Origin of the sequence: Streptomyces kanamyceticus, from assembly GCF_008704495.1 — a bacterium.
GTDB classification, from domain to species: Bacteria; Actinomycetota; Actinomycetes; order Streptomycetales; family Streptomycetaceae; genus Streptomyces; species Streptomyces kanamyceticus.
Genome location: NZ_CP023699.1, coordinates 1,891,939 through 1,916,872, shown reverse-complemented (window position 1 = coordinate 1,916,872; position 24,934 = coordinate 1,891,939). Strand labels below are relative to the sequence as shown.

Genomic DNA, 24,934 nt, shown 5'->3' with positions numbered 1-24,934 from the left:
ATCACTGTGAGGCAGGGAGGTAGATGGTGAGTGCGCGAACCCTCTTGTCGAGGACCAGGGTGTCGCAGGCGGGGCTTACTTCGCCGTCGCGGGTGTAGTCGCCGGTCCTTCCCACGCCGTCGATGCGCAGTCGGATGGCGGTGGTCTCCTGGTAGACGCGGGAGCGGGCGAGGGTCCCGGTGAGGAAGGCCGCGACGAGGCGGGTGCGGGCGAAGGGGCGCTTTCCGTCGACGATGCGCAGGTCGAGGAGTCCGTCGTCGAGGGTGGGGCGGTAGGAGGGGGCGAAGCCGGGCGGGTCGTAGCGGCTGTTGCCGGCGAAGAGCAGCCACAGCCGCCGGGGCTGTCCGTCCAGGGTGACGTTGATGGGGGCGCCTTCGGCGAGGACGCGGAGCAGGCCGATGGCGAGGGCGGGCCATGTGCCGAGGGACGTCTCGCGGGCTTCGCGGGCGCGGACGAGTTCGGGGTAGACGCCGATGCTGAAGGTGTTGAGGAAGTACGCGCAGGTGCCGTCGCCGGTGATCCTGCCGAGGTCGACGGTGCCGCCGTGGCCCGCCTCGACGGCGTCGGCGGCCTCTTTCAAGGTCGGCAGTCCGAGGTCGGCGGCGAAGTGGTTGAGGGTGCCGCCGGGGAACACCGCGAGCGGCAGGCGGTTGTCGGCGGCGAGCACGGCCGCCGCGTTGACCGTTCCGTCGCCCCCGACCACGCCGAGCGCGCCGCCGCGCGCCTGTACCTGCGCGGCGGCCTGCCGGAGCACGGTGTGCAGGTCCTCGCCGGCTTCACAGAGCCGCAGGTCCGCCTTGGGCAGCAGGGTGCGCAGTTCGACTTCGGCCGGGACCTCGCCGCCGGCGTCGCTGTTGACGACCACGACCAGGCCCTCGCCTGCGGGAAGGGCGGGCACCGGGAGCTTCGGCCGGGCGCTGTCGGCGGGCTCGTCGCGGTGCAGCGGCCACCAGCGACAGGTTGCCACGGCGATGCCCACGCCGAACGCGACGTCGACCAGAACGCGGCCGGGCGTGTGTGCTCCCGCGCGGAGGCGGGAGAGGGCGATGCCCGCTGTGACGGGAATGAGGGCGGCCCCCAGCCGGGGCGTCTCCAGGGTGGCGGCGGTCGCGAAGGCGGCTGCACCGGCCGTGCGGTGGGAGGACGCCACCCCGCTCGGCGGATGCCGCAGCGGGCGGCGCTTGTCGAGCACCTTGGTGGCGGCCTGGATGGTGGTACAGGCCAGGGCCAGCGAGCCGGTGCCGCGCAAGGCGGCCCGGCGCGCGCTGCGGGTGCTGGTCAGGCCCTTCGCGGCCAAGGAAGCGAGCTTTGCGCGTTCGCCGGGGCGCGGTTCATGGGTTCGCATGTCGGCCGAGTACCCCTGCCGGTGGTGAACAGGCTGCTGTGGGTACGGCGCATCACGCCTCCTCGCGGGGGCACCCGGGGGGCCAGGACGCGCCTCGCGCGCACATGGCCATGGGGAGGAGACCTCGTGACGTCGTCCCAAGCGCAGGACGGAGGCCGGGGTGCAGGTTCTGTCGCCCACGCCGCCAAGGAGGAGACGCTGACCGCCGCGGGCCGGGCGGGTTTCATGGCGCGTGGTGTCGTGTACGTCCTCATCGGCGCCCTGGCGATCCAGATGGCCCTGGGGAGCGGCGGGGAGTCGGCGGATCGCCAAGGAGCGCTGGACCAGGTCGCGGAACAGCCCTTCGGGAAGGTGATGCTGTGGGCGATGGTCGTGGGCTTCGGCTGCATGGCGCTGTGGCGGGGCTCCCGCGCGGTGCTCAGCAGGGGGCCGAAGCGGAAGGCCGCCTCACGGCTTCTGGACGGCGGGCGGTCGATCTTCTACGCGTCGGTCTGCTGGATCACCGCCCGGTTCGCCGCCGGTGGTGGCCAGGGCTCCAGCGGCAACGCGAAGTCGCAGGACTGGACGGCATCGGTGCTGAAGCTGTCGTACGGCCAATTCCTTGTGGGGGCCGCGGGTTGCCTCCTGATCGGCATCGGTGTCGTGCTCGCGGTACGGGCGGCCCTGCGCAAGTTCCTGCGGCAGCTGGACGTGGGCGCGATGAGTCACCGCACCCGGCAGATCGTGACCGGCCTGGGGGTGGGCGGCGGCGTGGCCCGCGGCACGGTGTTCGCGGCGGCAGGCATCTTCATCCTGATCGCAGCCGTCCAGTTCGACGCGGACGAGGCCAAGGGGGTGGACGCCACGCTCCGCAGCTTCACACAGACCCCGGCGGGCCCCTGGCTCCTGGTCGCCGTGGCGATCGGACTGATCCTCTTCGGCGCCTTCTCCTTCGCCTCGGCCCGCTGGCGCCGCCTGTGACCAGGGACCACCACAGCCACCAGGTCTGCATCGAGCGCAGCTGGACTAGACCGTCGCACTCGCAGCGCGGCTCGGGACCGCAACCGATGCGGCTACCCAGTCTCATCACGCCAGGCGCAATTCTCCTGTACGGGGTGGATGCTGGATCCGCGCGAGCCCGACCACGGTCGGGCCCCTTCCGGCACTCGCGGTCGGGCCCACCTCGACCATGGACGCCGACGACGCGGGAGTACGTCGGCCCCATGGGAGCCCTCTCCCCCTAGATGTGCCGGCACGGCGTTCGCTGCAGAAGGCCGCACCGGGCCGCGCTCCCGGCGCAGAGACTCTGCCCGCGCCCCGAGTGTCCATGCGGGGCTGTTCGGCCAAGGATGCGTCAACCAGAACGGTCGTCCGAGAACTCTGGTGATACCGCGACGGCAGCCGAAGCTCTTCGTGGCACGAGTCAGGACGCCAGACCGGCCAGGGGCTCGCTGTCGTCTATGAGGGCGCGGGCGACGTCGGACAGGCGGCGGTTGTGGGCGCGGGCGTAGCGGCGTAGAGCGGTGAATGCCTGTTCCATGTCGATGTCGTGGCGTTCGGCGAGTTTGCCTTTGGCTTGCTCGATCAGTACCCGGCTGTTCAGCGCGGCCTGCAACTGTTCGTTGAGGACCGTGTTGCGCTGGGTGGACCATTGTTGCAGCAGGCTGATGGTGGCGACGTCGGCCATGGCCTGGGCAATGGGCGTACCGACCGGGTCGAAGGGTCCGGGAGCGGACCGGAAGAGATTCAGCGCGCCGACAACCTCGTCGCGCAACCGCATGGGCAGGGCCTGGACCGCGCCGAACCCGTGTAGCCGGGCCTGGACGGCGAAACGAGGCCAGTGGGCGGTCTCCGTACGCAGGTCGGGGACGCAGACCGGGGCGCCCGTGCGGAAGCAGTCCAGGCAGGGGCCCTCGTCGTTCTGCAGCTGGAAGAGCTCAAGGAGGCGCACCTGTTCGTCGGAGGCGGCCATCACGCGCAACTCGCCGTCCCGGTCCGCGAGCAGCACCCCGGCCGCGCTCGCCCCGAGCATCCCCACGCAGCGGTCGGTCAGCAGCCGCAGGAAATCGATCAGGTCGAAGTCGGCGACCAAATTGTCCGCCAACTCGACGAAAGTCTTGGCCAGGAGCCGCTCATTCATCGTCAACACCCTTTAAAGAAGCTAGTCCTGCCGGAATGGGACGGGGAGTGCAGCGTCGCGCGCTGCTCGGACCGACGAGGGCATCAGGTGTCCTCGTCGGTCCGGGTCGGCTCCGTGTCCGGAGAGAAGCGGAGCCGATGGGCCACCACGTCGGCGGCCACGGCGGTGAGCCGGTGCCCCCGGGCATAGGCGTGGGCGCGCAGACGGGCGAAGGCTTCGTCGAGACCGACACCGAGCTGGACGGTGAGCATGCCGGTGGCCTGGGAGATCTCCGCCCGGTACCCGCCCAGGTCCTCGATGCGCCTTGTGGTTCCGTCGTCGTCGGGTGGTGCGCCCGTCGCGTCGATCCGGGCGTCCAGCAGGACCAGCGTCGCGAAATCGGCGAAAGCCAGTGCGTCGGACAGCTCCTCCGCGCCCAACCGGACCGGGACCTGCGCGTAGAGATCCAGAACCCCGGGGCTGATCGCTCCTATCTGCAGGGGGAGCGCGAAGACCGCGAGAGCTCCGGCTTCCAGAGCCGCATCGGCGAACACGGGCCAGCAGTCCTGCAGTTCACCGGTCCGCAGGTCGGGCGCCAGGACGACCGCGCCGTGCGTGAAGGCGTCCACGCACGGTCCCTCGCCCAGCGTGAGCTGCAGCTCCTCCAGCCGTTCGCTGATGTCATCGGTACTGCACAGCGGATGGCTCGCCGCGGTCCGGGACATCGCCGACATCCCGGCCCCGCCGACCGGCAGCGAGGTCACCGCCGCGGTGCACACATCCAGCACACCGACCCGGGCACCGCGTCGGGCCGCCTGTTCGGCGACCAGCACGCGGATACGGGACGACCGGCTGTTGGGCGTCACCCCGGCCACCGGGTCCAGGCGTGATGCCCCAGTCCCTCCAGCCGCTCCACGGTTCGCTCTCCGAGGGGAAGCACCAGCACGCGGAACACCGTGGGCAGGCCCGGCCTCCAGATCTCTCCGATGTCCTGCCACCCCCAGGACCGGAAGGCATCCAGGGCCGGGCGATCGGCCGGATCCACCAAGGTGGTGCCGAGCGACGCCTGATGGCCGGCCAGCAGCCGCTCCTGCAGACGGCAGGCCAGGTCGTCGTCCTGCGGATGCGGGCGGACCAGGACGTTGGTGACGGCGAAAACACTGTCGGACTCGGTGAGTTGCTCGATACTGCGCGGCAGCGCACCGTCGAAGCCGTGCCACCAGGAGCCGTCGCCGCGCACCGGGAATCCGAAGGCGCAGCCCACCAGGCCGTCCGTCTCCGCGATCACCATGGCGAACCCCGGCCTGCGGATATCACCGGCGAGACGGCTCAGGAAATCCTCCCGACCGCGACTGCGGTACTCCTCCTCGGGCTCGGTCTCACAGGAAGCCGTGTACAGATCCGCCAGATCCTGGCGCATGTCCTCCGCCAGCCAGCGGTTCACCCGCCGCAGCCGCACCCCGGCCATGTCGGACGACTCGTCGCCAACGGGCGCCCGTGAAGGATCCCGCCGGGGCCAGGTCATCACAGCACACCGCCCGAAACAGCGGAGACGGCCGGAACCAGCCGATGCGACGTCTCGAAGCCCGCCACGGGAAGCGGGACCGGTGCGGCGGCGAAGAGGACAGCAGGGCGAGAAACCGGGCCTGGAACGGCCGGAAGATCCCCGAGCAAGAAGCCGGAACCGGTGAGCTCGATCATCCAGGCCAGCATGGGCGGCGGGTAGTGCAGGTGCAGCGCCCCGCCGGCGGCAGCGGTGCGCAGGAACGTCTCGACGAAGGCGTTGAGACCGCTGCAGTCGCAGAAGGTGACAGGGGTGAGGTCGACGTCGATGGTGCGCACGCCGTCGCGCAGGCACCGCTCAAGGGTCGTGCGCATCAGTGGCACCGTCTCCAGGTCGATCTCGCCGGCGAGGGTGATCAGGGCCCGGGTCCTTCTGTCGTGCCGGTAGATGTTCAACGGGGGCAGGGGCATGATGCCTCGTTCCAGAGACCTGCCGGCAGAGCCATGGGATGTGGCCGGACCACCGGCTCCTCCACGGGCGTTCCCGGCAGGGGAATGCATTCGGCGGAGGCCGCGAACGGACGGTCCGGCAATCTGTCCAGGGGACAGAGAGCCTGCCCCGTTCCCTCCAGGGGATGCGCCGGGTGATCGGACGAAGAGGGTCCGCTCCCCGCAGCCATCTGTGTCGAGCAACAACAGGTCCGCCGGGGTCCAGGACGTCCGTACCTCAGGATAGTCCCCATCCCGCAGCAGAAGGCGGCCGGAAGCCGCCCGTTCTCAGGGGCTGGACGTTGGCCCGGTCCAGCGGTACCTGATGGGCATGTCCGTTGTGCCACAAGGCACTTGGAGGCCGGTACGAAACGCGGCGACCGACGGTCGTCCGCGCCGGGAAGTCCGTGAACCCCCAAGGAGGTGGCTTCGCGTGACGGAGCCGATCAGCCAGACCCAGCACAACCCCCACCCCGGAGAGCTCCCCTCCGTCGTCGGCACGAGGCTGCAGACCGGAGCGAGGGAGCCGGCGGCCACCCGCGGCAAGACGGCCATCGCAGACGGGGTCGTGGAAAAGATCTCCGGGATCGCCGCACGCGAAGTGCCCGGAATCCACGCACTGGGAGGCGGATTCAGCCGCACCATGGGTGCGATGCGCGACCGCGTCCCCGGCGCACGCTCCAGTGCGGGACGCGGTGTCAAGGTCGAGGTCGGCGAGAAGCAGACCGCCGTCGACCTGGAAGTGGTCGTGGAGTACGGCGTGAGCATCACCGAGGTCGCTGCGGACGTGCGCGAGAACGTGATCGCGGCGGTGGAACGGATGACAGGTCTCGAAGTCGCCGAAGTGAACATCTCCGTCAACGACGTACACCTGCCCGGAGAGGACACCACAGAGACCAGCGAGGGCCGGGTGCAGTAGCGCCACGCTCAAGCAGGCGCGTGCGGCGGTTCGGATTCAGCGGGCGCTTCGCGCGCGGCATGGCGACAACTGTGTCCGGGTCCTCGGCCACAGGTCTGACAGACCGGTCGGAGCCCGAAGACCTGGCTCAGCGCCGGCGTCCGCGACCTCGTGGGGACCATCCGGCCCCCACGCCGCCAGAGTGCACGGCGAGGAGGGCAAGCCCGACGAGCATGAGACTCGTCGGGCTGAAGACCGCCTCGGTCGACGTCTCGGTCGCGTGGATGACGAAGGCGATGACGAAGAGCACGGCCGCCACGAATGCCAGCATCTGTCTTCTCCTGCCGATGAACGGCGAGCCACAGGCGACTCCGGTGGCCATGCCGACAGACGAGGTCCCCACTCAACCCTGATCACGCGTGCGCAGCACCAACTTACGGATGACGCGGGAAGATTACGCGCGGCTCCGGTTTCCCGTGCCGGGACTTCGCCACCAAGAACATCAGGCGTGTCGGAGAAGCGGGCCCGGCCTCGCTGCTGCTGTTCGGCGGAGCCCTTCAGCCAATCCCGATCACCGCCTCTCAGGCGGCGCGTGAACAGATGGTTTGCTGGCGGGCGGTGAACCCCATGCGGTTCCAGTGGAAAGGGATGTGCCGTGCGAGAACCCCGCGTTTCCCGTGGCTGAACTTGCTGCTCTCCGGCGCCTCACCGCCGAATTCCTCAGATGGGGACGGGCCCGCTTCGATGCTGTGTGAATCCGAAAGCGCGGCACGCGAACAGGGGACGTTGCACACAGTGCCCTGCCTACGTGCCCAGGACAGCACGCTTGCCCTCGGTGCCCATCCCGCGTTGCCTCAAACGCTACGCGGCCCGTGAGGTCTTCCACCTGGTCGGACAGCTACAGTCAGGATCCCGCTCATAGGGGCTGTCGTGATGTCAGTGTGATGTACGGGGCCGGCGATGCCGTTCAGTTCGCGGACTGCCGCGATTCCCACGGGTGTTTCTTTCGCGGTGTGCTTGCATTGGATGGCCGGCTTGTCCCCGCCTGGCGTGATGGCGATGACGTCGAGGCCCCCGTCGTGCGGGTCGCCGTGCCCCTGTGCGACGTCCAGTCCGTCGCGGGCCACCAGGTCGGAGATGAGCCGCTCAAACTGGTGGGAGGACATCGCACGGATCTGGCTCAGGCTCGTGCTCGCCGGTGAGGCCAAGAAGACCTGGGCTTGCTGCTCCTCGAAGGCCAGGGCGTGCAGCCGATCACGATCCTCCGCGAGGAGTACCCCGACTCGGGCGGCGGACTCGGCTTGGTGGCGGAGCAAGTCCGCGACCGCGTCGAGCTCCGGTGTGCTGTGTGGGTGCCGGCGGTACCGCTCTACCCGCTTCGCCACGTGCACCGACCGCGGTTTCTGTTGGAGTCGCTCGGCTTCAGTGACGTCCTCGCGTGCCCAGGCCAGTTCCTGGACCAGGAGTTGCCGTAGGCGCATGGCGGCGAGAGCACAGCGAGCGGTGGTGCGGGTGCACTCGGGATCATGGAGATACGGGTCATGCTCCGCGCGGCGGTGGGCGTGGTGGCGCTCGCGTCCGAGGTTGTCGCAGTGCGTCCGGAGGACGAGTAGGGCCTGTTCGAGCAGGTGGTCTTCGTTGTCCCAGCGGACGGCGGCGTGCAGATGCTCGTCGTCGGCGACAGCGATCCTGCGCTCCAGTATCTCGCGCCCTGGAGTCCGGCTACCAGCAGGAGCACGGCGAGGCCACCAGCCGCATTAAGGCGAATTCCCTCAACCGCGATATTGGCAAGCAGCACAAAGATGTGCACAGGAAAAGGTTCCTCTGGCTGATAGCACCGGCAGCTCCGTGGGTATTCGGCTCTATATCATTGGCTATAGTAACGCTACCTGGCCTGGTGGAACGCGGCGTCGACAGTTGGTCTGCAGCGTATACCGGATTGCTTACCGCTCTCACCTTCGTCGTCGGTCTATGTGTTCAACCGCTCGGGCGCCGTTTGCATCACCGCGGCAGCGCGCGCGGTTTTGTAGGGGCCCAACTGGTGACCGCGCTGGCCATGGTTCCCGCAGTGTTCACTGCGCGGGAACACTCCCCGTTGCTCATGCTGGTTGCCGTATCACTGCTTGGAGCAGGGTATGGCCTGGGGGTAATGGCGGGCCTTCTGGAAATGCAGCATATCGGGGAACCGGGAGGCCTCACTCAGGCTACGGGAGCCTACTATTCATTGGCGTATCTGGGTTTCCTGCTTCCGTTGGGGTTGGCGGCTTCGGTGCAGTCGGCCCATATTTCATACCCGGGTATCTTTGCAGTGCTCGCGTTCGTGCTGCTGGCACAGGCGGGGTGGAGTGCGTTCTCTTCGCGCCGCTGGCCTTCCCCCGCAACGGGCATCGAATGCCTCGCATCCCGGAGTACTACGCGCGGGTGACGTCGTAGCCGGGATGACATCAAGCTAGGCGAGGCCCTTCGCCTCGTTCAGTAACTGGGCGGCATGCCGGTGTCTGTAGTAGGGCCGCAGTTGTTGTCGCATCACGGTGAGGCGGTGAGCGGTCCTGGTTGACCGCAAGGCAGGGCGGGCTGCCAGGAATTCCGCCCAATGGGCAACAGCCCTGTCCAAGTGGCCCATCTCCAGGAGAACTTCGGCCAGTCGCGCGTGGGTGAGAGTGCTGGCTCTGAGCTCAGTCGACGTACGCAGACGCAGTGAAGTTGTGAGGGCTGCTGCCGCCCTGGGTGCTTCGCCCAACGCGGCGAAAACCTGTGCGCGCTGGTACTGCAAGCCTCCGGGAGGGTAGGCCGTGAAGGCCCCTGGGGCGGAGTCGGCCTGATCGTAGAGCCTCTCGGCGTCGGCCAGTCGCGCGAGTGCAGCACGGCGGTCGTGATGGGCCTGCAGCACACTCAGGTGAGCGAGTGCGTAGGCTTGAGTGACCCGGGGTGCATGTCTGGCAGCCTGCGCTGCCCGCTCCGCGAGGTTCAGCACGGCAAGGTTGTGGTGGCCCAGTTCGTAGGCGTGCGTCGCCATGGCCCGCAAGGCGACCGTTAGCATGCCGTGGTCCTGCGCTTCGACGGCCAGTTCGGCTGCGGTGCGCTGGTGACGCTGACCTAGTCCATGGTCGCCATCGTCGATGCACGCGGCTCCCAGGAGCAGGGTCAACTGGGCCGAGGCCGACAGTAACTGCCGGTAGTCCTCCTCGCTTGCGGAGACATGGAGCCATCGAATCACCTCGTGTGCGAGGTAGGCGGCCAGCGAAGCCCGCGTGCTACCTCCGCCGTGGTTCTCGGCAGCTTCGGCGAACAGGGAAGCCATGGCCCGCATCTGGGCAGCCTGTGCCCCCACGGCTTGCGCTGGCCTACGCAGTGGGCGCGAGCGGGGCTGACGGCCCGAGAGGGGCGGACCGGCAAGTGCGGCGAGGCTGAAGGCAGCGGCATTGCGCGACCGGCGCTGCATGGGGTCGAGATCGGCCAGAGTGAGTTGATTGAGCCTCAAGACTGGGTCGAGCCCCGCTCCAGAAAGGTCTAGGTCTGGTGCAGGCGCGCGCGAGAGCCCAGCCTCCCGTGCAGTTATGGGCCTGTCCAGCCCTCGTGCGAGTGCTTCCAGGAGGAAGGTCGAGGCCGGGGGGCGAGGTTGATGCCCGGCCAGCCAGCGGCTGATGGTGGACCGGTTGCACGTCAGGTGCCGCCCATGCTCACCGGCCACCGCCACCACCATCCGGGCGAGTTGCGCGTTGCTCCAGGCCGAAGCCTGCAACAGGGACTGCAATTGAACATTGGGAGCCCCAGGCATGGCTCTCTTCCCTTCTGTGGAATCCTGCCTGAATTTCACAAGCGCACAAGGTTGCAGCGTGTGCGCCGTGTCCACTGCCCTCGGGTGCTGCACCATCGGGTCCGTTCGTGGTGCACTGCTCATGCCCCGTTTGTGGTATCGCAGTCCTCGGCACCGCGTACCTGCCTGTGGGGCCTCGCAGCTCATTCGATGAGCAGGCGGAGGAAGGAGCCTTGTGCGTGAGCCACCGGACCACTCTCGATCCGCACGCGTCTGGTCGTCGCTGCCCGGACCGCGCTGCTCCGTCTCGACACCGGACAGCATCTTCCGCACCCGCACGTCGAGTTCTACGAGCAGGCGGGTGCGCGGGTGCGTGCCGGATGGGGATGCCGGGCACCGGGTCGACGGGACATGCGGACTCGCGCATCTGGCGTCGAAAGCGGTTCGGCAGAGGTATTTCCACATGCACGCCACCTCCTTCGGGACGGCAGCACCCTTGCAGCGGAACCGGTCCCCCTTCGACCTCAACTGCACAACTCGCTCTTGCCCTCAGACTGCGAACTCCACCAGGATGCTGATCCGTATCGGCTCGTACGCGAGGCATTCGACAATCGGCTGTTGGCGAAGCACACGAGTGCTGCCCTGGCGGTCCTGGTGGGGTTCGCTGCACCACATGCTTCGTTGCTCCATCCCTTCGGTCGCGCAACGGCGAGATCTGTCAACGATTACTGCTGCGAGTACCGCGGACCGGCCGTCCCAACCGCCCGCACCGCAATGTCTCTCTGCGGTGCTGCCGGGGCGAGGGCTGGCACATATGGACGCTGCGTTCTCTGCCAGGCAACGCTCAGATTCCCGTTCACCGGGGTACGGGATTGCGCCGCCACGACTTCACACACGCAAGGGCCGGACAGGGTGGCGACTCATCGCGTCCGCTCAGGCGGTGACCTTTCGACATCGTCGGGGTGGTTGCCCTCTCTACGTCCAGAGGCCCTTGCCCGGCATCCTCCCCCACCGGGACAGCCCGTCCCAGCGCAGACAGGCCGTGCACCCTTCGTTTCGCCGCTCATGAGCTGCAACGCCGCATCCGTCGGGGTGCGTTGCCTCGCGACTGCGTGATCAAGAATCCGATGGAACGCCGGGCTGCCTTACTCATGAAGCGGATCTCCTTGGCGGCCTTACACGGCCCGCAGTCCCCTCTGTCGCGCGCCGCACGTCGACCCTCGGCGATCGAATCGCCTTCGACCATCTGAGTCGGGGCTTCATCGCAGGCCCGCCGCACAAGTCTCTGCATGCTCTAGCACCCTCCGATCGAGAGGCTATTTCCATGAGTACATCCGAAACTTCAGGTCTTCTGAATACCTTAGCCAGCGCACGCCATCCCGCGGAGCCATGGCGGATCAAAACTGTCGAGCCGATCCGCATGACAAGTCCGGAAGAACGAAAGGCTGCCCTGGAAGCGGCGGGATACAACGTGGGCCTTCTGCCAGCCGAGTTGGTGTACATCGACCTGTATACCGACTCGGGGACCAGCGCGATGTCGGACCGTCAGTGGGCCGGGGTGATGCTGGGGGACGAGTCGTACGCGGGGTCGCGGAGCTTTTATCGCTTCGAGGCGGCAGTGCGCGACTTCTACGGCTACGACGAGGTGATTCCCACACACCAGGGGCGGGCGGCGGAGAATATCCTCTCGCGCTGTTTGATCCGACCGGGCCATCACGTCCCGGGGAATATGTACTTCACCACCACGCGTGAGCACCAGGAGCTCAACGGAGGGATCTTCCACGACGTCATCGTCGATGAGGCCCATGACCCGGAGGCGGATCTACCGTTCAAGGGCAATGTGGACCTCGGCAAGCTGGAGCAGCTGATCGCCAAGGTGGGGGCCGATCAGATCCCCTATGTGTCCCTGGCCGCGACGGTCAACATGGCCGGCGGCCAGCCCATCAGCATGGCCAATCTCGCCGAGGTTCGCGAGCTGACCCGACAGCACGGAATCCCGGTGATCCTCGACGCCGCCCGGGCTGTGGAGAACGCCTGGTTCATCAAGCAGCGCGAGCCTGGCTGGAGCGAGCGGACGGTCGCAGAGATCCTTCGGGAGATCTGCGCACAGACCGATGGCGCAACGATGTCGGCGAAGAAGGATAGTTTCGCCAACATCGGCGGCTGGCTCGCCGTACGTGATCCCCACCTCGCCGAGCAGGCGCGGAACCTGGTCGTTGTCTACGAGGGCCTGCACACCTACGGCGGGATGGCGGGCCGTGACCTGGAGGCGGTGGCCCAGGGAATCGAGGAGTCGGTGCAGGAGCCCAGCATCCGCACCCGCATAGAGCAAGTCGCCTACCTCGGAGACCGAATCGCCAGGGCGGGAGTGCCCATCGTGCGGCCTGTAGGCGGGCACGCGGTGTGCTTGAACGCGACGGCGTTCCTCGCGCAAGTGCCCCGCGAGCAGTTTCCCGCTCAGACGCTGACCTGCGCGCTCTATCTCGATGCGGGTATCCGGTCCACCGAGCGAGGTGCGGTTTCGGCAGGCCGCGATCCGGCCACGGGCCATAACCGCTATCCCAGCCTGGAGTTGGTCCGTCTCACCATTCCACGCCGCGTCTACACGCAAGGTCACATGGACGTGGTGGCCGACAGCGTGATCCGGCTGCACGAGGGGCGGAAAGCGCTGTGCTCGGGTGTGGAGTTCACCTACGAGCCATCAACGCTGCGGTTCTTCCAGTCACGGTTCAGGCCGCTGGCAGCCGAGCCGCTGTTCGGCGCAGTCGGCCGGTAGCCCGCCGCCTGTCCGCGATCCCCTGATCTGCCCGTCGTCGGTTGCGGCGGCTCATGACTGCCTGTGAGGAGTGCACCATGTCGGAGTTTTCCCCCAGCCCCCCGTCCTCGCTGCCCACCCCGCTGATGGAGCTCGCTTCAGGGTTTTGGAGCTTCAAAACCTACGCGGGCGCCATTGAGATCGGTCTGTTCGACCTGCTGGCCGACGGGCACGAGCTGACCGTGGAGGAGGTGTCGGCGCAACTGGGCATTGCTGTGCGTCCGGCCGATCTGCTGTTGGCCGGCTGTGCCTCGCTGGGCCTGCTGGAGAAGACCGGCGTCCGGTACCGGAACGCGGCCCTGGCCGAGGAGTTCCTGATCAAAGGGCGGCCGTACTACTTCGGCGGTTTCGTCCGCTATCTGGACCGCCGAGAGTATCCGGCATGGCGGCACATCGTGGAGGCGCTCCGTACGAACCGGCCCCAGACGTGGACGCCGGGGTCTCAGGAGTCGCTGTTCGATACCGAGGATCCGGAGACGCTGCAGCTGTTCTGGGACTGTATGTTCTCCATTTCCGTCTTCACCGCGCGGGCCCTCGCCGGGGTGTACGACTTCACTCCGCACAGGCGGTTGCTGGACGTCGGCGGCGGCGCCGGGGCGTTTCCGCTGGAGCTGTGCCGCCGGTTCAAGAATCTGTCGGCGACCGTTCTGGATCTGCCGCCTGTGTGCGACCTGGCCCGTCGGAAGATCGCCGATGCCCAGCTGGAAGGCACCGTGGACGCGGTGGCCGGCGATTTTCACCGTGATGCTGTCCTGCCGGGCGGCTACGACGTCATCGTGCTGAGCATGATCCTGCACGACTGGGACGAGGAGTCCAACCGGGCCCTGCTGCGCAAGTGCAGGGAGGCTCTTCGCCCAGGGGGCGTCGTACTGATCTGCGAGCTGTTGCTCAACGACGAACGGACTGGCCCGCCCGCTGCGGCCTTGATGGGCATGAACATGCTCATCGAGACGGAAGGTGGCAAGAACTACTCCGGCGCCGAATACCGCCGTTGGCTTCTGGACGCGGGGTTTTCCCAGGCCGAGACCCTGCCCCTTGAAGCGGCCGGAGCCAACGGCGTGGTCGTCGGCTATGTCAGCTGACCAGACACTTCCTGTTCCCCATCGTTTTGCAGTCTTGGAGACTCACCATGCCCGAGCGTGAGCGACTGGCCGGATACGACCGCGCCCGCCACGGAGTGCACCTGCTCAGGTCGCCACAGGTGATCGCTGAGCCGTCCCGCTACATCGACGCGATCGCCGAGCTCGGACCGGTCTTCTTCGACGAAGTCGGCTCGGTCTGGGTGGTCTCCGGGTACGCCGAGGCGGTCGAGGTCCTGCGCGACCACCATCGGTTCTCCTCCGTACGCGAGCATCGTGACGCAGCCTTCAGTCAGCGAGGACTGCACGCCGCTGCCGACCTGAGCGCGATGGTGCACGAGCAGATGCTCTTCCTCGACCCTCCACAGCACGGCGCCATCCGCTCTGCTCTGGCCGAGCAGTTCGCCAGCAAGATGATGAAGAGCCGTGAAAGCGACTTGCGCCAGATCGCCGACCAAGCCCTCGATGGCCTGCCCTCCGACGGCGACATCGACCTGGTCGGCGACTTCGCCGCGAAGCTCCCTGCCTCGCTGGTGGCCTTCTTACTCGGCATGCCGGGGCGGGAGGTCGAACTGTCCCGGTGGGCCGAAGCATATGAACGGCTGTTGGGCAGCCTGTCGGCGCTGCCCGTATCCCCTGACCCGGAAGTCGACGACGCCCTCCATGAAGCCCTCGCTCAGCTACAGCACGAGGCCCGCGCCCGGCTCCGCGCCCCCGGCAATGACGTCATCAGCTCCCTCGTTGCCCCGCTGGCTGACCGCAGGCCGAGCGATAGTGAGCTGTTCGCGATTGCCGCGAACTGCATCGTCCTGGTCGGGGGCGGATATCAGACCCTGACCCACCTCGTCACCCAGACCTTGCTGGCCCTCCACGATGACCCGGCTTGCCAGCAGCGCGTGCGCGCACAGCCCGATCTGATCCCGTCGTCCGTCAAGGAGATCATGCGGTTCAGGGGGTCGAGTCAGTACGTCGCCCGCCGGGCTACCACCGATGTCACCCTCTGCGGACAGCACATCACTGCGGGCCAGAGCATTCTGGTTCACCTCGCCGCTGCCAACCTCGACCCCACCGTCTTCACTGAACCTCGCACCCTGGACCTCGACCGCCTCGGCCAACGGCACCTGGGCTTCGGCACCGGGCGCCATGCCTGCCCCGGCGCAGGCTACGCGGAGCGTCTGGCTGCCTTCGCCATCGGGGGCTTTCTGGACAGGTACCCGGCCTACACCCCGCATACCGAACCCGGCGCTCAGTCATGGGGACTGCACGGCAACACCCGGTGCCTCGAACACGCACACGTCCACGTCACCGCTACCCCCCGCACCACCGCCCCGGCCGTTACGGGCTCCCCCTCCCTGCCCGCCGGCCGTCCTTACGCGTACTGCTGGCACGAGGTGTTTGAGGAGCAAGCCCGCCTGACCCCCGAAGCGGCCGCAGTCATGTGGGCTCACGGCACCATCACCTACCGCGAACTCGATCAACGAGCCAACGCGCTGGCCCACCGGCTACGCCGGCTGGGGGCCCAGCCCGGTGTGGTCGTCGCCGTCGTGATGGAACGGTCCGTCGAGTTCGCCCTTGCCATACTCGCCATCGCAAAATCTGGGTCCGCTTTCCTGCTCGCCGATGTCACCTGCCCACGGCAACGCCTGCGCGCCATGCTTGTCGAAGCCGAGGTACGCCTGGTCATCAGCGACGGTTCCCTGCCCACGTCGACGTTCCCCGCCCAGGTGATCGGCACCGGCGAACCCGCTGCTCGGCCGGACCCCCCGATGACCGGTGCCACCCCTGGCGACACCGCGTACATCGTGTTCACCAGCGGCACCACCGGCGCTCCCAAAGCCATCGCGATCAGCCACGAGGCAACCGTCAACCTGGGCCTGGCCCAACGTCAGATCTTCACCCTCGGGCCTGGCGACCGACTCCTGCAGTTCCTCTCCCCGAACTTCGACGGTTGCATCGCCGATTTGACCCTGGCCCTCCTGTCCGGCGCCACCCTCGCTCTGGCGCCGACCGACAGGCTCACCGTCGGGCCACCGCTGGTCCGCCTCCTGGGCAGCGCGAAGATCACCGCAGTGATCCTCACCCCCTCCGTCTGGATGGCTCTGCCCGTCCAACAGCTGCCCCACCTGCGCACCGCGGCCGCCGCAGGCGAGCGGCTGCATGCCACATGGGCACAGCAGTGGGCAGCTCCAGGACGGCGGCTGTTCAATCTCTACGGCCCGGCTGAAACAGCCGTACTCGCCACCTGGCACGAGTGCACCCTGAGCGAGGAGCCGCCGCCCATCGGCCGCCCCATCGCCAACAAAGAGGCTTACCTCATCGACAACGACCTGCGTCGGGTCGAGCCCGGCCAAGAAGGAGAACTGTGCATCGGGGGTACCGGCATCGGCCGGTACCTCAACCAGCCCGACCTGATGCAAGAACGTTTCATTCGCGACCCGTACACCAGCACCCGGCCGGCCGGACTCCTCTACCGCACCGGCGACATCTGCCGACAGCGTCCGGACGGGACCCTCGATTACGTGGGCCGCCACGACCGGCAAGTCAAGATCCGCGGCCAACGCCTCGAACTCGACGAGGTCGAACGCGTCCTGGAAACCGCCCCCGGCGTCGCCGCCAGCCGCGTCCAGGAACAAGACGGCCGCCTCCACGCATTGATCACCGCCGCGGGCCAACCCCCCGATGAGGAGGCCATCCGCAGCCACTTGGCCACTCGCCTTCACACCGCCATGGTGCCCGCCACGCTCACCACCGTCTCCGAATTGCCGCGCACCCAGAACGGCAAAGTCAGCCAGCGCGCCACTGCTGCGGCCACGAACGGCCACCGCGACCACCCGGCTCCCGAGGCATCCGCCGCTCCCATGGTTATGCCCCCGCGCTGCAACTCACCCGCCGCCCCTGGCGCTTCCACGGTACCCAGCGCTTCCGGCACACCCCGCAAGCAGCACTCCCGCCTGACCTGGCAGATCACCCAGCACTTTGCCAAGGCCCTGGGCCTCCCCCTGCGGCAGGTCCAGACCGATTCCGACTTCTTCACCCATGGCGGAGATTCCCTCAAGCTTGCCTCACTCCTCCAGGCCCTGGAGACCTTGACCGGCGCCCCGGTGGACATCACGGAGCTGATCACGTCTCCCACGCCCGAACGGATCGCCACTCACCTCCTCACCGAAGAGACGTCCTCATGAACCGGCCCCTCCGGCACACACGCAGAGGAACCGGGCCGGACACGGTCCTGTTCGTCCACGGAACGATGGACCACAGCGGGAGCTGTTACCCCATCGCCCGCCGGCTCTCCACCTGGACCGTTGTCGCCTACGACCGCCGTGGATGGGGTACTTCGCGCGCCCTGGCCTCCCCCCGCACCACTCTCGCCGACCACGTCGCCGACCTGGCGGCCGCACTCGCCTCCCTGCCCCGTCCCGTCGTCGCCGGACACAGCTACGGCGCCCTGGTCGCCCTCGCCACCGCCGCCCAGCACCCCCAGCTGATCCGCGCGGTAGTCGCCTTCGAACCGCCCCTTCCCTGGCTGCCGTGGTGGCCCCCCACAGCCCCCTGGGAACAGCTCGTCAACGACGCCTCCCAGAACCCGGCGGAAGCCGCAAGAGACCTTCAGCAGGCCGTCACCGGCCGCCCCGCCACCGGAACGAGCCAAGAGGAACTCGCCCAGCTCGGCACCGCCCTGATCCGAGAGATGACCGATGCCGCCATCAGCGAGCCCACCTTCGACCCCCTCACGATGACCACTCCCGTCCTCACCGCCTCGGGGACCCGATCCCTGACCCACCACCAAGAAACGAGCCTGCACCTCGCCGACCTGCTCCCCGCCGGCCACCACGAACCCATCCAAGGAGCGGGCCACATCGCTCATGTGACCCACCCCCGGCACTTCGCCGCCTTGATCCAGCAGGCCCACACTCCTCACACCGGCTGACCTGCCCCCACAAGCCGTCATCCACCGCTCTCTTCCACGGCAACTGCTCCCCGCACCTCACCGGAGGACCTCGTGCTGCCCAGCAACCTGGAGAAGGCCCTGTACGGCGTGATCGCCACGCCCGTCCTGCACCTGGCCGACCGCCACCGCGTCTTCTCCCACCTGGCAACCCACGGCCCAAGCTCCGCACACGACATCGCTCCACAGCTGAACCTCGACGAGGACGCACTGGAACGCATCCTGCTGGTCCTCACCTCCCTCGAAATCCTCCAGCGCACCCCCTCCGGCCACTACCACCTTCCCGAAGACATACGGCCCTACGTCGACCCCGACGACGATCACTACATCGGCGGCTTCATCACCCACCTCGTCACGGAAACAGCCAGCAGGATGCCCCGGCTCGACGCCTACCTCCAACAGGGCAAAGACGCTGTGGACGGCCCCGACTCCCAGCCGTTCACCTCCCTCTACCGCGATGAGCAGACCACCCGCGCCTTCCTCAACGCCATGTGGGACCTCAGCTTCGCCCCCTCCCGACAACTCGCCGCCCTCGCCGGACTCACCCACACCACCCACCTCGTCGACATCGGCGGCGCCAGCGGCTCCTTCGCGGTCGCCGCACTGCAGGACTCGCCCACACTCCGGGCAACCGTCTTCGACCTCCCCCAGATTCAGCCCTACCTCGAAGAGACCCGCATCGCCCACAAACTCGGTGACCGGCTCGCCTTCACACCCGGCAACTTCTTCACAGACGAGTTTCCCGAAGGCGACTGCCTCGCCTTCGGCTACATCCTGTCCGACTGGCCCGACCACAGCTGCCTCGAGCTCCTGCACAAAGCTCACCGAGCCTGCCAGGCAGGCGGCCGGGTGCTCCTCATGGAAAGACTCTTCGACGACTCCCGCCAAGGCCCCCTGTCCACCGCAGCAATGAACCTGACCATGCACCTGGAAACCCAAGGACGCCACCGCACAGCCGATGAATACACCGCCCTCCTTAGGGACGCCGGATTCACCAACTGCCACCCACTCCGCTCCACCAGCGATAAACACCTGATCATCGGACAAAAGGCCAGCTGAGGGCGTCGGTTCCGACAACGGCGGCCGATGCGGACCCGCGCGAGCCGCCGAGGGCGAGGAACCCGGCTGACTCAACGGCATGGGTGCGCAGTACCGGCCCGCTCAAGGGGATCCGCACTCAATCCGCAGAGCTCCCTGGTTCGAGTCCGAGGACGGTCACTCCGCAACCATAAGCACCAGACGGCGCCCCATGCCCCCATGCGTTGAGTGCCCCGCTTATCTTGTTCTTTATGGTCGGCGGCTTCGTTGAGGTCAGCAGCGCACGCGAGCGATGTCGCCGTCGATGCGGACGATGCACTCTTTGAAGAGCGCCATGGGCTGACCTTCGTCTTCGGGAACCAACGTTAGTCCGAGGTCCATGATGGGCTTGATGGCCGGCGTGGTTCGAGAGCCGTCGGGGTCCGGGCCGTGCAGGGCCGCCCAGCTCTCGAACAGCACACGGACCCCTTCCCATCCGGGCCCCGGGATGAAGTGGCAGAGGAACGTTGGCTGATCAATTGCGTACTGCCGTAGCTCGCCGATCCGGGTGTCACCTTGTGTGAGCCACCACATCCCGTCCACTACCGCTCCCTTCAGCTCAGCCACGACTTCAAGCAGGCTGCCTGAGCTCCCGAGCTCCGTAGTGTCGAATTGTCCGTCGAACTCGCTCCCTCACGCGGAATTTCACCAGACGTGTGGGCGGCCTCCGTCCAATTCTGTGCTCCGACCAAGGAATGCACCGAACCGGAGCGAAGGCCGTGGGGATGAGCCTGCCGCACCTCGATGTCCCAGGAGAAGCGTTCGCCGAAGCGCCACGGTTCCGGGACGACTTCTTCGACGGCCTGACCGCACGTGAGGACGAACTGTTCGAGCTGGCCGACGCGCTGCTGTGCGTGGACGGCTCTGTGACCTCGCCGGTGGACCCCACGCTGGTGGCCGAACACCGGCGTGGGCACGGCGCGATGTACGAGGCGTTGAACCACGGGAACGTGGACGTGCCCAGGCCGCGGCAAGTGCTGGCCGGTCTGCCGATGCCGCGGGCCGCCGACGGTGCCTGGTCCTGGCGGTCGACGTCAGCAACTGGCTCCGTCCCGACGTGCCGACCAGCGCGGAGCGTCTGTTATGCCACGTCTACGGCCGCAGCGGACGGTCCTCGGACCAGTTCACCCCCGGCTGGCCGTACTCGTTCGTCGCCGCCCTCGAATCGGGTCGGACGTCCTGGTGCCAGCTGCTGGATGCCGTCCGTCTCGGGCCCGAGGACGACGTCGCCGAGGTCACTGCCACCCAGCTCCGCCGTGTGGTCACGGACTTGATCGAGATGGGCCCCTGGCACGTCGGTGGCCGCGACATCCTCATCGTCTTCGATGCCGGCTACGACGCTCCGCGCATGGCTTACCTCCTGGCCGTACTCCCGGTTGAGGTGCTGGGCCGGATGCGCACCGACCGCGTCATGAGACGGCCGACACTTTCGCTCAGGGAGTACTCCCTGGCCTATCCCCAGGGCGGGCGACCGCCGAGGCACGGCAAGGAGCTCCGCTTCGCCAAGCCGGAGACCTGGGGTCAACCAGACGCGGCCACGACGCAGGTCACGGACCGGTGCGGCGCCGCCCGCGCGATGGCCTGGGACCGCCTCCACCGCCGCCTGACCACCCGCTCCGCGTGGATCGACCACACCGGCGAACTCCCCATCATCGAAGGAACGCTGATCAGCCGCCAGGTTGATCGCCCGCTCGGCGGAGGCGATCCGCTCCGCTCTGGTGTGAGCGGTCGCGATTTTCCCCACTTCGGCCCGTTTGAACTTTTCGATTCTCCCCATCCTGAATCTTCGTAATTGGCCATGGGTAGCGCGGAGTTCGGGATCGAGGGACCTGGTCGTCGCGGAGCTGCTCATGTTCCTCGTCCCGTGGGTTCGGATGGCCGATGGGCAGCCCGGATGGCGAGGAGAACGTTCGCCGTGGTCGACATCACGGAGATCTACATTCACTGGTACGCGGGGCGCTCGAAGAGCGCGCTGGCGACGTCCTTGGGAGTGGATCGCAAGACAGTCAGGAAGTATCTCGCCCCGGCCGAGGCTGCGGGCATGGTGCCGGGCGGGCCGCCGATGAGCGAGGCCGACTGGGCCAAGCTGATCAAGGAGTGGTTCCCGCGGGCCGCGGACAGGCGGCTGCGGCAGGTGACGTGGCCGGAGATCGACAAGCACCTGGAGTACATCAAGCCGCTGCTGGGGACGGTGACCGTCTCCACGATCCACCAACGCCTGCGTGATGAGCGGAAGTTGCACGTCTCGTTGTCCGCGTTCCGCCGATGGGTGCACGCCACGCTGCCGGACGAGGTATCCAGCTCAAAGGTCACCGTGTTGCGCGACGACGTCGAGCCGGGCTCGGAAGCGCAGATCGACTACGGCTTCCTGGGGCAGTGGCCAACCCGCGCACCGGCAGACGCCACCGAGTCTGGGCTTTCGTGATGGTGATGCCGTGTTCGCGGCACATGTTCGTGCGCCCCGTGTTCCACCTGGATCAGCACGCCTGGACCGAAGCACACGTCGCCGCATTCGCCTACTTCGGCGGCGTCCCGCGCCGACTGGTGCCGGACAACCTGAAGACCGGGGTCGATAAGCGCGACCTCTACGATCCGAAGATCGACAAGGCGTATGCCGAACTCGCCACCCACTATGGGGCACTGGTGGACCCGGCCCGAGCGTTGAAGCCGAAGGACAAACCGCGGGTCGAGCGACCGATGCCCTACGTCCGCGACTCGTTCTGGCGCGGACGGGAGTTCATCTCACTGGAGCACATGCAGGCCGAGGCAGTGACCTGGAGCCGTCAGGTCGCCGGGCGGCGGGAGTGCCGGCCGCTGGGCGGGGCGGCCCCGGCGGTCGTGTTCGAGGCGCTGGAGGCGGCCGAACTGCTGCCGCTGCCGCCCACACCATTCGTGCTGGCCAGATGGTCAACTGCCGTGGTGGGACCGGACATTCACATCAAGGTCGGTCGCACTCTCTACTCGGTTCCCTGGAAGCTGATAGGTAAGCGCGTGGACGTCCGCTCGACCGCCACCATGGTCTAGATCTTCCAAGACGGCGAGCTCATGAAGACCCACGCGGCCCTCGACCAGGGCAAACGCACCGACAAGCACGACTACCCGCCCGAGAAGATCGCCTTCCAGATGAAGACCCCGGTGTGGTGCCGCACCCAGGCGTCCGAGGTCGGGGACGGCCGGCAGGTCATCGACCAGCTCCTCGAAGTCAACGCTCTCTACCGGCTCCGCGCCGCCCAGGGGGTACTCGGTCTGCGCAAGAAGTTAGGCGACACCCGGCTCGAAGCCGCCTGCACCAGGGCTCTCACGGTCGGCGACCCCTCATACCGCACCATCAAGGGCATCCTCATCGCCGGGACCGAGATCGACCCCGAGCCCATGACCAGTGGCGATGCCGGAGCCGCAGCCTTCCTCCACGGGCCCGACCAGCTCTTCGCCAACACCACGACGCCCCCCGACATCGCGGACGACGACCACGACGACCAGGTCCACGACGACGCCGAGGTGACTGCCCGATGACCGTGATGGACGCCGCTCTGCGCGAATCACTCAAGTCTCTTCGCCTGTCCGGGGTGCTCGAGACGCTGGACGCCCGGCTGGCCCAAGCGCACGGCGGTGAGCTCGGGCACCTCGACTTCCTGCAGGTTCTCTGCCAGGACGAGATCACCCGCCGCGAGACCGTCGCCTTCCAACGCCGCCTGCAGCGAGCGTAGTTCGAGCAGCAAGTCACCCTCGAGGAGTTCGACTTCAACGCCTCCTCGAAACTGCCCGCGGCCCAGATCCGCGACCTGGGCGCCCTGCGCTGGCTGCATGCCGGGGAGTCGGTCATTCTGTTCGGCCCGGTCGGGATCGGAAAGACGCATGTCGCCCAGGCACTCGGCCATCTCGCAGTGCGCCAGGGCGCTCAGGTCCGTTTCGCCAAGACCAGCAGGGTCCTCGCGGGCCTCGCCGGCGGACACGCGGATCGCACCTGGGATAAGCGGATCCGCGAGTTGGTACGTCCCGACGTCCTCATCCTCGACGACTTCGCGATGCGCCAGCTGAGAAGCCGTATTCCAACCGTTCATGGAACGTATTAATCGAACGGAGTTCCTGGCGAGGGGTCTTCCACCGATGACACGAGCACGGGCTGGACAAAGGGGCTCCATGGACGGGGTGGGCTCCGGCCGGATCGTCCTCGGCGAACTCCGTCGCGCTGCCGGGGGCGATCCGGCCGGCTGATCCACTTCCCGGTGACTGGGACGAGAGCCCCTGTTACCTCGACGCCGCTCGGACCAGGTCGGCCAAGAGTGCTGCGAAGAGGTGCGGTCGGCTGAAGTATCCGACGTGTGACGCGGCCAAAGTGCGGACCTCGAACGGGTTCTCCGGGGTCAGTTCGTCCGCCTTGCGGATCATGTAGTCCTGGACGGCCGGGGGGATGCTCAAATCTTCGGTGAGGCGTACGAAGGTGTGCGGGACCGCACCCCATCGCGCAGCCCGGGCCACCGTGCCCTCCTCCAGCACCGCGTAGTTCTCGTCCGGGTCCATGGAGTCGAGTAGCATCCGGAACTGGTGGTCGGTGGAGTCGGCCATGACGGCGGTCTTGAGCTGCGCGAACAGTACGGGGTCGGCGTGCGCGGCGCGCCAGTTCAGCCGTACCACCCCCTGGTTTGCGGTGTCCGGCACGGTGATGCGTGCCGCTGCGGCGTCCAGCACGTTGTCGTCGAGGACGTCCCACTTCTCGGTGACCATCGCCGGGTCGCTAAGGCAGACCGCGGAAAGGTAGACGACGCGGTCGAGGAGTTCGGGCACGGCGTTCGCGACGGCGGTGACGGTCAGGCCGCCGAAGCTGTTGCCCGCCAGGACCAGGGGTCCCGACGGAGCGAGCCGGTGCAGGACGTCCAGCACGTGACGGACGTTGTCCTGCAACGTGATGCCTCGCATCGGGGAGGGGGCGGCGGCCAGTGCCGCCAGGTCCTGCGGCTGCTGGTAGTAGGCGGCCGGGTGGTTGGCGCGGTCGCCGTGACCGGGCAGGTCGACGGCGTACGAACGGTGCCCGTGGAGGGCCAGCTCGTTCTGCAACGGCCCCCAGGCGCGGGCGTTGCTGGACCCGCCGGGAACGAGCACGAAGGTGGGGCGTGCGCTGGTGTGCATGAAGGAATCCTCGTCATCCGGAGGCGAACGGTGAACAGTGCACGGATGACCAGGTGCCGACGGAACGCTCGGGTCAGCACCGAGTCCGGGACACCGAACGGATGCGCAGGGACTGCCAGTTGATGAGTACCGAGTGCATGATCGAGACCATAGGCCCCGCCCGGCACCCGCGCCACCGCATTGCCGATCGCCCCTGTGCAGTCGTGTTGCTACCGGTCCTCGAACATACGGAAGGACTGGGGTCCCGGCCGGGTGGCCTTCCGGCTGAGCGCGCATGAACGCCGAACCTCTTGGTAGCTCGGGGAGCGACCCCGTCCGAGCGGTTCCAGGAGGCCATGTTGTCGTATGTGAACGCGCCCGAGTCCACCGAGTTCAACTCGCCGCTCGTGTTGTGCGATTGTCTCGCTCACCGGTTCGGGAACGCCGCTGATCATCCCGGCCGGGTCCGGGCTTACGAGACGGACCTGACCGGCGTCCAGTGGCAGGAGATCCGGCCGCTGCTGCCGGTTCCTGCCTGGTTGGAGGGGCGGGGCGGGCGGCCGGAGGGCTACTGCCACCGGGTCATGCTGGACGCCGTGTTCTACGTGGTCGACGGCGGAATCAAGTGGCGAGCGATGCCGGCCGACTTCCCGCCCTGGGACCGGGTCTATGCCTTCTTCCGCCGCTGGCGGGAGCACGGCCTGATCGGCGAGTTCCACGACCGGCTGCGCGGGAAGGTCCGTCAGGCGGCAGGCCGGGATCCGCAACCCAGCGCGGCCATCATCGACTCGCAGTCGGTGAAGGCCGACGCGGTGGTCGGT

Annotated in this window: 18 protein-coding genes and 4 pseudogenes; 12 read left to right on the top strand and 10 right to left on the bottom strand. The window is 67.7% G+C overall.

From position 1 onward, the window contains the following. Position 1: 1 nt before the first annotated feature. Complete coding sequence (locus CP970_RS07455) at positions 2-1,297, bottom strand: diacylglycerol/lipid kinase family protein (RefSeq protein ID WP_055548230.1); 1,296 nt, start codon at positions 1,295-1,297, stop codon at positions 2-4. Positions 1,298-1,471: 174 nt separating this feature from the next. On the opposite strand from CP970_RS07455, the gene CP970_RS07450 reads away from it, so the two are divergent. Beyond that, entirely contained in the window at positions 1,472-2,305 is an 834-nt protein-coding gene (locus CP970_RS07450) for a DUF1206 domain-containing protein (RefSeq protein WP_224058312.1), read from the top strand. Between the two features lie 442 nt (positions 2,306-2,747). Here CP970_RS07450 and CP970_RS07445 read toward each other — a convergent pair whose 3' ends face one another. The 4 genes from CP970_RS07445 to CP970_RS07430 form a co-directional block, all read right to left on the bottom strand. After that, on the bottom strand, positions 2,748-3,464 hold the full coding sequence (locus tag CP970_RS07445) for a GAF and ANTAR domain-containing protein (RefSeq protein ID WP_055548232.1): 717 nt from the start codon (positions 3,462-3,464) through the stop codon (positions 2,748-2,750). Positions 3,465-3,547: 83 nt separating this feature from the next. Then, positions 3,548-4,309 (bottom strand): GAF and ANTAR domain-containing protein, encoded by a 762-nt coding sequence (locus CP970_RS07440; protein WP_224058310.1) that lies wholly within the window; start codon positions 4,307-4,309, stop codon positions 3,548-3,550. Next, positions 4,306-4,911 carry a hypothetical protein gene (locus CP970_RS07435; protein WP_055548234.1) on the bottom strand — a complete coding sequence of 202 codons (606 nt, stop codon included), beginning with the start codon at positions 4,909-4,911 and terminating at the stop codon, positions 4,306-4,308. The genes CP970_RS07440 and CP970_RS07435 overlap by 4 nt, the downstream gene beginning before the upstream one ends. A gap of 56 nt (positions 4,912-4,967) precedes the next feature. After that, the gene (locus tag CP970_RS07430) at positions 4,968-5,417 is read right to left on the bottom strand and encodes an STAS domain-containing protein (RefSeq protein WP_055548237.1); all 450 of its coding nucleotides are present in this window, start codon (positions 5,415-5,417) and stop codon (positions 4,968-4,970) included. A gap of 451 nt (positions 5,418-5,868) precedes the next feature. Here CP970_RS07430 and CP970_RS07425 point away from each other — a divergent pair, with 451 nt between their 5' ends. Then, a complete protein-coding gene (locus tag CP970_RS07425; RefSeq protein ID WP_055548239.1) occupies positions 5,869-6,354 on the top strand; it encodes an Asp23/Gls24 family envelope stress response protein in 486 nt (161 codons plus the stop codon). Between the two features lie 127 nt (positions 6,355-6,481). Here the strand turns inward: CP970_RS07425 and CP970_RS07420 are convergent, their stop codons facing one another. Both CP970_RS07420 and CP970_RS45945 read right to left on the bottom strand, forming a co-directional pair. Then, positions 6,482-6,664 carry a hypothetical protein gene (locus tag CP970_RS07420; RefSeq protein ID WP_055548241.1) on the bottom strand — a complete coding sequence of 61 codons (183 nt, stop codon included), beginning with the start codon at positions 6,662-6,664 and terminating at the stop codon, positions 6,482-6,484. A 523-nt stretch (positions 6,665-7,187) separates the two neighbouring features. Beyond that, positions 7,188-7,499, bottom strand: coding sequence for a restriction endonuclease (locus CP970_RS45945; protein ID WP_224059172.1), 312 nt, complete (start codon positions 7,497-7,499; stop codon positions 7,188-7,190). Positions 7,500-7,553: 54 nt separating this feature from the next. On the opposite strand from CP970_RS45945, the gene CP970_RS44805 reads away from it, so the two are divergent. Continuing rightward, positions 7,554-7,808, top strand: a complete 255-nt coding sequence (locus CP970_RS44805; protein WP_055548246.1) for a hypothetical protein — start codon at positions 7,554-7,556, stop codon at positions 7,806-7,808. Between the two features lie 974 nt (positions 7,809-8,782). Here CP970_RS44805 and CP970_RS44800 read toward each other — a convergent pair. Beyond that, positions 8,783-9,634 (bottom strand): hypothetical protein, encoded by an 852-nt coding sequence (locus tag CP970_RS44800; protein ID WP_224058307.1) that lies wholly within the window; start codon positions 9,632-9,634, stop codon positions 8,783-8,785. A 1,780-nt stretch (positions 9,635-11,414) separates the two neighbouring features. Here CP970_RS44800 and CP970_RS07395 point away from each other — a divergent pair. The 5 genes from CP970_RS07395 to CP970_RS07375 all read left to right on the top strand — a co-directional run bounded on the left by CP970_RS07395 (position 11,415) and on the right by CP970_RS07375 (position 18,989). Then, the gene (locus tag CP970_RS07395) at positions 11,415-12,866 is read left to right on the top strand and encodes a tryptophanase (protein ID WP_055548250.1); all 1,452 of its coding nucleotides are present in this window, start codon (positions 11,415-11,417) and stop codon (positions 12,864-12,866) included. A 77-nt stretch (positions 12,867-12,943) separates the two neighbouring features. Beyond that, the gene (locus CP970_RS07390; RefSeq protein ID WP_206188650.1) at positions 12,944-13,987 is read left to right on the top strand and encodes a methyltransferase; all 1,044 of its coding nucleotides are present in this window, start codon (positions 12,944-12,946) and stop codon (positions 13,985-13,987) included. A gap of 47 nt (positions 13,988-14,034) precedes the next feature. Next, positions 14,035-17,166: an amino acid adenylation domain-containing protein gene (locus CP970_RS07385; RefSeq protein ID WP_150493077.1), complete on the top strand. Its 3,132-nt coding sequence runs from the start codon at positions 14,035-14,037 to the stop codon at positions 17,164-17,166. After that, entirely contained in the window at positions 17,163-17,912 is a 750-nt protein-coding gene (locus tag CP970_RS07380) for an alpha/beta fold hydrolase (RefSeq protein WP_079043198.1), read from the top strand. Before CP970_RS07385 ends, CP970_RS07380 begins: the two co-directional genes overlap by 4 nt. Positions 17,913-17,984: 72 nt before the next feature. Continuing rightward, positions 17,985-18,989: a methyltransferase gene (locus tag CP970_RS07375; protein WP_055544293.1), complete on the top strand. Its 1,005-nt coding sequence runs from the start codon at positions 17,985-17,987 to the stop codon at positions 18,987-18,989. A gap of 252 nt (positions 18,990-19,241) precedes the next feature. On the opposite strand, the gene CP970_RS07370 is transcribed toward CP970_RS07375, so the two are convergent. Then, complete coding sequence (locus CP970_RS07370; RefSeq protein WP_224058305.1) at positions 19,242-19,574, bottom strand: hypothetical protein; 333 nt, start codon at positions 19,572-19,574, stop codon at positions 19,242-19,244. A gap of 158 nt (positions 19,575-19,732) precedes the next feature. Between CP970_RS07370 and CP970_RS07365 the strand changes: the two are divergent. From CP970_RS07365 to CP970_RS46195, 3 pseudogenes are all read left to right on the top strand, one after another. After that, a pseudogene (locus tag CP970_RS07365) lies at positions 19,733-20,718 on the top strand (transposase); the annotation flags it as partial. A gap of 204 nt (positions 20,719-20,922) precedes the next feature. Continuing rightward, a pseudogene (gene istA, locus CP970_RS07360) lies at positions 20,923-22,520 on the top strand (IS21 family transposase). Then, positions 22,517-23,044: pseudogene (locus CP970_RS46195) on the top strand (ATP-binding protein); the annotation flags it as partial. The pseudogenes istA and CP970_RS46195, both read left to right, overlap by 4 nt. 211 nt (positions 23,045-23,255) lie before the next feature. Here CP970_RS46195 and CP970_RS07350 read toward each other — a convergent pair. Continuing rightward, a complete protein-coding gene (locus CP970_RS07350) occupies positions 23,256-24,134 on the bottom strand; it encodes an alpha/beta hydrolase (RefSeq protein ID WP_055544291.1) in 879 nt (292 codons plus the stop codon). Between the two features lie 335 nt (positions 24,135-24,469). Here CP970_RS07350 and CP970_RS44795 point away from each other — a divergent pair. Beyond that, positions 24,470-24,769, top strand: a pseudogene (locus CP970_RS44795) (transposase); the annotation flags it as partial. Between the last annotated feature and the right edge of the window lie 165 nt (positions 24,770-24,934).

Bases quoted from the DNA above. Each gene is read 5' to 3' on its own strand.
- CP970_RS07445 (WP_055548232.1), bottom strand. From the start codon at position 3,464: ATGAATGAGCGGCTCCTGGCCAAGACTTTCGTCGAGTTGGCGGACAAT.
- CP970_RS07435 (WP_055548234.1), bottom strand. From the start codon at position 4,911: ATGGCCGGGGTGCGGCTGCGGCGGGTGAACCGCTGGCTGGCGGAGGAC.
- CP970_RS07430 (WP_055548237.1), bottom strand. From the start codon at position 5,417: ATGCCCCTGCCCCCGTTGAACATCTACCGGCACGACAGAAGGACCCGG.
- CP970_RS07420 (WP_055548241.1), bottom strand. From the start codon at position 6,664: ATGCTGGCATTCGTGGCGGCCGTGCTCTTCGTCATCGCCTTCGTCATC.
- CP970_RS45945 (WP_224059172.1), bottom strand. From the start codon at position 7,499: ATGTCCTCCCACCAGTTTGAGCGGCTCATCTCCGACCTGGTGGCCCGC.
- CP970_RS44800 (WP_224058307.1), bottom strand. From the start codon at position 9,634: ATGGCTTCCCTGTTCGCCGAAGCTGCCGAGAACCACGGCGGAGGTAGC.
- CP970_RS07395 (WP_055548250.1), top strand. From the start codon at position 11,415: ATGAGTACATCCGAAACTTCAGGTCTTCTGAATACCTTAGCCAGCGCA.
- CP970_RS07390 (WP_206188650.1), top strand. From the start codon at position 12,944: ATGTCGGAGTTTTCCCCCAGCCCCCCGTCCTCGCTGCCCACCCCGCTG.
- CP970_RS07385 (WP_150493077.1), top strand. From the start codon at position 14,035: ATGCCCGAGCGTGAGCGACTGGCCGGATACGACCGCGCCCGCCACGGA.
- CP970_RS07380 (WP_079043198.1), top strand. From the start codon at position 17,163: ATGAACCGGCCCCTCCGGCACACACGCAGAGGAACCGGGCCGGACACG.
- CP970_RS07350 (WP_055544291.1), bottom strand. From the start codon at position 24,134: ATGCACACCAGCGCACGCCCCACCTTCGTGCTCGTTCCCGGCGGGTCC.